The sequence below is a fragment of the Mesorhizobium sp. M7A.F.Ca.CA.002.05.1.1 genome (assembly GCF_003998335.1).
In the GTDB taxonomy this organism is placed as follows: Bacteria; Pseudomonadota; Alphaproteobacteria; order Rhizobiales; family Rhizobiaceae; genus Mesorhizobium.
The window spans coordinates 1-8,086 of the sequence record NZ_RZQI01000194.1 but is presented as its reverse complement, the minus strand read 5'-3'; the positions used below and the strand labels follow the sequence as shown (position 1 = coordinate 8,086).

Genomic DNA, 8,086 nt, shown 5'->3' with positions numbered 1-8,086 from the left:
GATCCGGAGTCGGCCGCTTCCGTCGGCATCAATGTCGTGCTGGTGCGCTTTGCCGTCTATGTCATCGCCGGCGGCTGCTATGGCCTTGCCGGCGTCTTCATCAGCGCCCAGACCGGCAGCGGTGATCCGCTGGTCGGCAATCCGCTGCTGTTGTCGATGTTCGCGGCGGTCGTCGTCGGCGGCACGCGCCTCGGCGGCGGGCAGGGCGGCCCGGTGGGTTCGGTCTTCGGCGCCTACATCCTGATGATCGTGGTGAACATCCTGCTGGTGCTCAATGTCTCGGCCTATTATGCGACCATCGCCGAAGGCACCATTCTGGTGCTGGCAGCACTTGCCGGCTCCATCTCGCATGCATCGGTGCTTGCCGTGCAGCTACGCGCCGCGCGTGCCCGGCTCGCCGCCTGGCGCGCCGGCATACTGCCCTCGCAACTCGAGCGCGTGGACCGGCGTCTCAAGACCGCCGAACCAGCCCATGCCCAGCGCAGTCCGGCGGCGCCGCGCCCTGCCTTCCACCTGCGCAACGCGGAAACGCTGCGTTATGCGCTGCCCGCCTATGTCTGCCTGCTGCTCATCGTGGTCGTCACGCAGGTCTGGCTCGGCCGCGCCATCCTCAATCCGGGGTACTGGAATTCGCTGCTGGTGCTATCGTCCTTCCTAGCCGTCCTGGCGCTGGGGCAGGGAACCGTCATTCTGACCGGTGGCCTCGACCTCTCCGTGCCGTGGACGATCGGCATCTCCGGCATCATCCTGGCCGGCATGGTCAACGGCTCCGACGCCGCCCTTGTCTACGCCTTGCCGGTCGTCCTGTTGATGGCCTGCGCCATTGGCTTCGCCAATGGTTTCGGCATCGTCTATCTCGGCATCTCGCCGATCGTCATGACGCTCGCCACCAACGGCATCCTGCAAGGCTGTGCGCTGCTCTATTCGCAGGGCACGCCGGCCGGTTTTTCCTCGCCGATGCTGCGCTGGGTCATGACGGCCAAGCTCGCCGGCCTGCTGACTCCAATAGTGCTGCTGATGGTCGTCTTTGTCGTCGCGGCGGTACTGCTGCTTGGCCGCACCCCGTTCGGACGACGCGTCTACGGCATCGGCAATGGGCTACGCGCGGCGCGCTTGTCGGGCATCGGCGTCGAGCGCACGCTGATCCTGGTCTATATGCTTTCGGCCGTCTGCGCGGCTGTTGTCGGCATCATGCTGACCGGCTTTTCGGGTCAGGCAAGCCTTGGCATGGGCGACGACTACCTGTTGCCGTCGATCGCTGTGGTGGTGGTCGGCGGCGCGCTGATCACCGGCGGACGCGGCCACTATCTCGGCATGCTCGGCGGCGTGTTGTTGCTGACCGCACTGCAGATGCTGCTCGCCGGCACCACGCTTCCCTATGCCACGAGGGCAATTCTTTACGGACTGGTCGTTCTGGGCGCCGTCATGGCGCTGCGCGAACGGCGGCTGCAATGAGAAGGACAGGACCATGAGCACAAGGGCGCCGGCATCGGCGGACGAATTTTTGACCGGGCTGAAAGGCCAGCGCGTGCTGGTCACGGCGGGCGCCGGCGGCATCGGGTTTGCCATAGCCGACACGCTGTCACGCCTCGGCGCTCGCATCGTCGTCTGCGATGTTTCCGACGAGGCGTTGGCCGCTGCTCCCGGCAAGATCGACCTTGTCGCTGCGGTCAAGGCCGATGTCTCGCGCGACGAGGATGTCGACCGCCTGTTCGAGGCGGTCGAGAAAAAACTCGGCGGGCTCGATGCGTTGATCAACAATGCCGGCATTGCCGGGCCGACAGGCGGTGTCGACGAGATCGACCCTTCCGACTGGCGGCGCTGCATCGACATCTGCCTGACCGGCCAGTTCCTGTGCGCTCGGCGCGCCGTGCCGCTGATCAAGGCGGCGGGCGGTGGTTCGATCGTCTCGATGTCGTCTGCCGCCGGCCGCCATGGCTACGCCTTCCGCACACCCTATTCGGCGGCCAAGTTCGGTGTCATCGGTTTCACGCAGAGTCTCGCCAAGGAGCTCGGACCGCACGCCATCAGGGTCAACGCCATCCTGCCCGGCATCATCGAGGGGCCCCGCATCGAAGGTGTTATCTCGGCGCGCGCCAAGCAGGTCGGCATCAGCCACGAAGAGATGACGGATCGTTATCTCCAAAACATCTCGCTGCGCCGCATGACCAGCCCCTATGATGTGGCGTCGATGGTCGCCTTCCTGCTCTCCGATGCGGGGATCAACATTTCCGGCCAGTCGCTCGGCGTCGACGGCAATGTCGAAACACTTTGAGGAGCCTATCCATGGCCAATGTCGCAATTGTCGGAAGCGGGTTCATCGGGCGGGCCTGGGCAATCAGCTTTGCCCGCGCCGGCCATGATGTGCGGATGTGGGACCAGTTGCCCACTGCCACGGGTGGCGCCCGCGACTACATTGCCGGCGTGCTCGGTGATCTCGCCCGGAACGACCTGTTGCGGGGACAGGCGGTCGACGCCGTGCTCGGCCGGATCACCATTGTCGCCGAGCTGGCAGAGGCGCTGGCTGGTGCGGTCCATATCCAGGAGAACACGCCTGAAAACCTCGAGGTGAAGCGGGAGGTGTTCTCGCTGATCGACAGCCTTGCCGATCCGCAAACAGTCATCGCCAGTTCCACCTCGGCGCTGTTGCCGTCGAAATTCACCGACCATCTGCAAGGGCGGCAGCGCTGCCTGGTCGTGCATCCGATCAACCCGCCCTATCTCATTCCGGCGGCCGAAATCGTGCCGGCGCCATGGACGTCCGCCGAGACGGTCGAGACAACCCGCGCCTTCCTCATCGACGCCGGTCATGCGCCCCTGGTGATGAACCGCGAACTCGACGGCTTCATCATGAACCGCCTGCAAGGCGCATTGCTGGAGGAGGCTTTCCGGCTTGTCGCCGACGGCTACGCCAGTGTCGAGGATGTCGACATCGGCATCCGCGACGGGCTGGCGCTGCGCTGGTCGTTCATGGGTCCATTCGAGACCATCGATCTCAATGCGCCTGGCGGCGTGCGCGACTATGTCGAGCGTTATCAGGGCATCTATTCCAACATCTTTCCCCAGACGCAGCGACGCGTCGACTGGGCCGGCAAGGTCATCGACACGGTCGAGGCTGATCGCCGCAAGCGACTGCCACAGCAAAGCCTGGGCGACCGGCAGGTGTGGCGTGACCGCCGGCTCATGGCGCTCGCCGCCCACAAGAGAAAATCGGATCAGGAGTTCGGAGAATGACGCAAACCAGCCGCAAGCCGGGGCCTGCACAGACCAAGGGCAAGGTCATCATCACCTGCGCGGTGACAGGTGCCATCCACACGCCGACGATGTCGCCTTATCTGCCGATCACGCCAGACCAGATCGCCTCGGAGGCGATCGCGGCTGCCGAAGCCGGTGCCGCAATCCTGCATCTGCATGCGCGCGATCCGGAAACCGGCAAGCCCGACCAGACGCCGGAGGCCTTCGCTCGCTTCCTGCCGCGCGTCAAGCAAGGCACCAACGCCGCCATCAACATCACCACCGGTGGCAGCCCGTACATGAAGGTCGAGGAGCGCGTGCGCCCGGCCGCCCAGTTCAAACCGGAAGTCGCCTCGCTCAATATGGGCTCGATCAATTTCGGGCTCTATCACCTCGCCGACAAATACGAGACCTTCAAATTCGACTGGGAAAAGCCGCATCTGGAAGCGACCCGCGACCTCGTCTTTCGCAACTCGTTCAAGGACATCGAGTACATCCTGGCGACCTGCTACGACAACGGCACGCGCTTCGAGTTCGAGTGCTACGACATCGCCCATCTCTACAACCTCTCGCACTTCGCCGACCGCGGGCTGGTGAAGCCGCCTTTCTTCGTGCAGTCGGTGTTCGGACTGCTCGGCGGCATCGGCACCCATCCCGAAGACGTCGCCCATATGAAGCGCACTGCCGACCGGCTGTTCGGCGACCAGTTCCGCTGGTCGGTTCTCGGCGCTGGCGCCAGCCAGCTGCGCATAGCCGCGCAATCGGCAGCGCTTGGCGGCAACATCCGAGTCGGGCTGGAGGACAGTCTGTGGGCAGGCAAGGGCAAGCTTGCCAAATCGAACGCCGAGCAGGTCTTGCTGGCCCGCAAGATCATCGAAGGGCTCGGCATGGAGGTGGCGACGCCCGACGAGGCACGCGAAATCCTGTCATTGAAAGGCGGCGACAAGGTCGCTTTCTGAGGCGGCCCGAACAATCGCCGCGAGACGCAAAAACGGAGGAGGACGGCATGAAGATCGAAGTCGTGGTGGACGTGAAGACCACGCTGGGCGAAGGACCGCTGTGGGACGTCGAACAGGAACGACTCTACTGGATCGACAGCTTCGACGGGCGCGTGTTTCGGGCGACCGCCGACGGACGCGAGATCCGGTCATGGGATGTGCCGATGAAGATCGGCTCGATGGCGCTGCGCAAGGACGGTAGCGGCGCCGTGGTGTCGCTGCAGCGCGGTTTCCATCTGCTCGATTTCGCCTCCGGCGATGTGACGCTGATCCACGATCCCGAGCCGGACAAGCCGATGAACCGGCTCAACGACGGCAAGGTTGACCGGCGCGGCCGCTTCTTCGCTGGCTCCATGGACACGATGGAAGAGGGGCCGTCCGGCGGGCTCTACCGGCTCGATCCGGATTTCTCCGTCACCCGGATCGATTCCGGCATCATCTGTTCCAACGGTCCATGCTGGAGCCCCGACGACCGCACCTTCTATTTCGCCGACACCTGGACCGGCGAGATATGGGCCTACGACTACGACATCGCCACCGGTGTCGCCACCAACAGGCGTACCTTCGTGCGCGTCGACACGAGCCGGGGCGGTGCGGCGGACGGCTCGACCGTCGATGCCGAGGGCTATCTGTGGAATGCGCTGGTCTATGACGGCCGACTGATCCGCTACGCCCCCGATGGCAGCATCGATCGCATCATCGACATGCCGGTCAAGAAGATCACCAGCGTCATGTTCGGCGGACCGAAGCTCGACACCCTCTACGTCACCTCGATGGCCAAGCCGCCGCTACCCCGTTTTCCCGGCGACGGCGTTTTGCGCGGTAGCCTGTTCGCCATCACGGGCCTTGGCATCAAAGGCGTTGCGGAACCGCGCTTCGGCGGCTGACGCCAGGCAAGCGAAGCGCCCGTAGCATACGCGCATCAGGCCTTGGCGCGCAGGAATCCCTCATTAAGAATGTGGCAGCACGTCCGAGGCGTCTGCTCTTCACCCAATGGCACAATGAGCGGTCGACGGATCATTGGCCAAAGAGGTCCGGGCGGGCCACGTTGAGCCGTTGAACCGTGCGAAGCACTTCGCGCAAATGCGCCGCCATACGCGCGCCTGCCTGCTTTGCCTCGCCGGTCTCCACGGCCTCGAAGATCGCCACATGCTGAGCGAGCAGCGTTTCGAGGTGGCCGGGCTCTGGCAGGCTCAGATAGCGCACACGGTCCATCTGCAGCTTGACCACCTGGATCACCCGCCAGCTCTTGGGCAGGCCGGCCTCTTCGCAAAGGCTGCGATGGAAGCCCTCGTCGAGCTCGAGAAAAAGCTCGCGGTCGCCCTCGGCCACTGCCTTGGCCTGCTGGGCAAGGTTCACCCTGCCTGCCGCGATGAAGGCGCTCGAACCGTGGCCGGCCAGCTTCTGCACGACGGAGACTTCGAGTGCCTCGCGAATGAACTGCGCTTCCTCGACGTCACTCAGGCGGATCGGCGCGACGAAGCTGCCGCGTTGCGGCAGGATGTCGATCAGCCCTTCATCGGCAAGCCGGATCAGCGCCTCGCGCACCGGTGTACGGCTGACACCGAGCTGCTGGGCGAGGTCCTGTTCGCTGAGCGCCTCCGACGGCAACATCGCCAGCGTCGTGATGGCGCGGCGCAGGCGCTCGTAGATCTGCGGCGAGATCGGCATGCGATTGTTGACCGGCTCCAGCACCCGCGAGGGGTCGCGCTGACCGGCGTTCTTCAGCCTGGCAGCATTGCCTGAAAACCTGGTCGCCCCCGAAAGCTTGGTCCCCATGACGAATCCGTTGCTGTGAATGGCGCTGCACTGCTCCGGTCATGACACCACGCACGTCCCAACTCAAGCGGCAAGCAGGATTGACGCTGTATTGACATACTACCATGGTAGTGTGTATGACGCCGGCAGGCTAGGGGGAGAGGAGCCGGCATGAAGATCACGGACATCAAGGCGACCACCATCACCGTTCCGCTGGAAGCAGCATTGCGGCACAGCAACGGTACGCATTGGGGACGCTTTGTCCGCACCGTGGTCGAGGTCGAAACCGACGAAGGCATTGTTGGGCTCGGCGAGATGGGCGGTGGCGGCGCCGGCGCCGAACTCGCTTTCGCCGGGCTGAAATCCTACCTGGTCGGCCATGACCCTTTCGATCTCAACCGGATGCGCTATGCCATCTGCAATCCGACGGCGTCGCTCTACAACAATCGCACGCAGCTCCACGCAGCGCTGGAATTCGCCTGTCTCGACATTATCGGCAAGAAGCTCGGCGTGCCGGTCTACCAATTGCTTGGCGGGCGCGTGCGCGACCGGATCGGCTTCGCCTCCTATCTGTTCTTCCGTTATGCCGACCGCCGCAGCGGCAAGGGAGAGGTCCGCACCATCGATCAATTGCTCGAGCATGCCCGCGCGCTCAAGGCCGAACATGGTTTTCACGCCCACAAGCTCAAGGCCGGCGTGTTTCACCCCGACTATGAGCTGGAGTGTTTCAGGGCGCTCGCCGCCGAATTTCCTGCCGACACGCTGCGCTACGATCCGAACGCCGCCCTGTCGGTCGAAGAGGCGCTGCGTTTCGGCCAAGCCATTTCCGATCTCAGGAACGACTATTTCGAGGATCCGACCTGGGGCCTTGCCGGCATGCGCCGCTTGCGCGAGAAGCTCTCCATCCCGCTGGCCACCAACACCATCGTCATCGATTTCGAACAGCTCGCCACCAATGTGCGCGACCCTGCGGTTGACGTGATCCTGCTCGACACCACCTTCTGGGGCGGCATCCGCGCCTGCGTGCGCGCCGCGCAGATCTGCGACACGTTCGGTCTCGGTATTGCGGTGCATTCCTCTGGCGAACTCGGCATCCAGCTCGCCACCATGCTGCATCTTGGCGCTGTGCTGCCCAACCTGGTCTTCACCGCCGACGCGCATTATCACCACCTTGCCGACGACATCATCATCGGCGGCAAGATGCCCTACGAGAATGGTGCGATCGCGGTGCCGGAGGCACCGGGCCTCGGTGTCGAGCTCGATCGTGACAAACTCGCCACCTATGCCGAGCTCTATCGCTCGCTGGGCGGCTATGCCTACGACCGCGATCCCGGCCGTCCGGGCTGGTATCCGCTGCTGCCCAACACGAATTTCGCCGACCATTTGAACGATGCCGTGCCTGATCTCGGGCTGGGCTGAGATTTTTCGTTCGAAAGGATCGGCGGGAGGACGCTATGACTTTCAACCGGAGGAGAACAACAATGAGCAGGACCACAGCCTTATTCATTGCAGCCATGCTCGGCTGCACCAGCTTTGCAGCGCTGGACGCGCGCGCCGATGAAGGCGTCGCCAAGGGCGACACTTCGGCCAAGAAGATCGCCTTCAGCAATTCCTACGCCGGCAATTCCTTCCGCCAGGTGATGATCAAGAGCTTCGAGGAAATGGGCGCCAAGGCCGTGGCCGACAAGCAGATCGCCGCAACAGCCGTCGTCAGCTCGAACAATTCGGTGACCGAACAGGCCAGCCAGATCGAGAACCTGATCCTGCAGGGCTACGACGCGATCATCGTCCTTGCCGGCTCCGACACCGCACTCAACGGCGCCATCAAGGATGCCTGCAATGCCGGTATCACGGTCGTTGCCTTCGCCAGCGGCGTCACCGAGCCTTGCGCCTATGTCGTCGACTACAACCTTGACTCCTATGCCAAGGCAGAACTGGATTTCATCTCCAGCAAGCTCGGCGACAAACCGGCCAACATCCTCGAGATCCGCGGTATGGCCGGCGACGGTTTCGACAAGCGCCTGCATGAGGGCGTCGAGAAGGCGATGAAGGCGCACGCCAGCTACAAGGCTGTCGGCGAGGTCTATGGCCAGTGG

8 protein-coding genes are annotated in these 8,086 nt (G+C 64.0%); 7 read left to right on the top strand and 1 reads right to left on the bottom strand.

The genetic code is table 11. From position 1 onward, the window contains the following. The 5 genes from EN939_RS12610 to EN939_RS12590 form a co-directional block, all read left to right on the top strand. Nucleotides 1-1,455 (top strand): ABC transporter permease subunit (locus EN939_RS12610; RefSeq protein WP_127268276.1); only part of this gene is annotated, 1,455 nt, incomplete at its 5' end. 13 nt (nt 1,456-1,468) lie between these two features. Continuing rightward, nucleotides 1,469-2,275 carry an SDR family oxidoreductase gene (locus EN939_RS12605; RefSeq protein WP_027036215.1) on the top strand — a complete coding sequence of 269 codons (807 nt, stop codon included), beginning with the start codon at nt 1,469-1,471 and terminating at the stop codon, nt 2,273-2,275. 11 nt (nt 2,276-2,286) lie between these two features. Continuing rightward, nucleotides 2,287-3,234 carry a 3-hydroxyacyl-CoA dehydrogenase gene (locus tag EN939_RS12600; RefSeq protein ID WP_127268275.1) on the top strand — a complete coding sequence of 316 codons (948 nt, stop codon included), beginning with the start codon at nt 2,287-2,289 and terminating at the stop codon, nt 3,232-3,234. After that, nucleotides 3,231-4,193: a 3-keto-5-aminohexanoate cleavage protein gene (locus EN939_RS12595; RefSeq protein ID WP_127268274.1), complete on the top strand. Its 963-nt coding sequence runs from the start codon at nt 3,231-3,233 to the stop codon at nt 4,191-4,193. The genes EN939_RS12600 and EN939_RS12595 overlap by 4 nt, the downstream gene beginning before the upstream one ends. Before the next feature lie 47 nt (nt 4,194-4,240). Continuing rightward, the gene (locus EN939_RS12590; RefSeq protein ID WP_127268273.1) at nt 4,241-5,119 is read left to right on the top strand and encodes an SMP-30/gluconolactonase/LRE family protein; all 879 of its coding nucleotides are present in this window, start codon (nt 4,241-4,243) and stop codon (nt 5,117-5,119) included. 130 nt (nt 5,120-5,249) lie between these two features. Here the strand turns inward: EN939_RS12590 and EN939_RS12585 are convergent, their stop codons facing one another. Continuing rightward, complete coding sequence (locus EN939_RS12585; RefSeq protein ID WP_127268272.1) at nt 5,250-6,011, bottom strand: GntR family transcriptional regulator; 762 nt, start codon at nt 6,009-6,011, stop codon at nt 5,250-5,252. Between the two features lie 150 nt (nt 6,012-6,161). Here EN939_RS12585 and EN939_RS12580 point away from each other — a divergent pair, with 150 nt between their 5' ends. Further along, the gene (locus EN939_RS12580) at nt 6,162-7,409 is read left to right on the top strand and encodes an enolase C-terminal domain-like protein (protein WP_127268271.1); all 1,248 of its coding nucleotides are present in this window, start codon (nt 6,162-6,164) and stop codon (nt 7,407-7,409) included. A 62-nt stretch (nt 7,410-7,471) separates the two neighbouring features. Then, nucleotides 7,472-8,086 (top strand): substrate-binding domain-containing protein (locus EN939_RS12575; protein ID WP_164750968.1); only part of this gene is annotated, 615 nt, incomplete at its 3' end.

Bases quoted from the DNA above. Each gene is read 5' to 3' on its own strand.
- EN939_RS12605 (WP_027036215.1), top strand. From the start codon at position 1,469: ATGAGCACAAGGGCGCCGGCATCGGCGGACGAATTTTTGACCGGGCTG.
- EN939_RS12600 (WP_127268275.1), top strand. From the start codon at position 2,287: ATGGCCAATGTCGCAATTGTCGGAAGCGGGTTCATCGGGCGGGCCTGG.
- EN939_RS12595 (WP_127268274.1), top strand. From the start codon at position 3,231: ATGACGCAAACCAGCCGCAAGCCGGGGCCTGCACAGACCAAGGGCAAG.
- EN939_RS12590 (WP_127268273.1), top strand. From the start codon at position 4,241: ATGAAGATCGAAGTCGTGGTGGACGTGAAGACCACGCTGGGCGAAGGA.
- EN939_RS12585 (WP_127268272.1), bottom strand. From the start codon at position 6,011: ATGGGGACCAAGCTTTCGGGGGCGACCAGGTTTTCAGGCAATGCTGCC.
- EN939_RS12580 (WP_127268271.1), top strand. From the start codon at position 6,162: ATGAAGATCACGGACATCAAGGCGACCACCATCACCGTTCCGCTGGAA.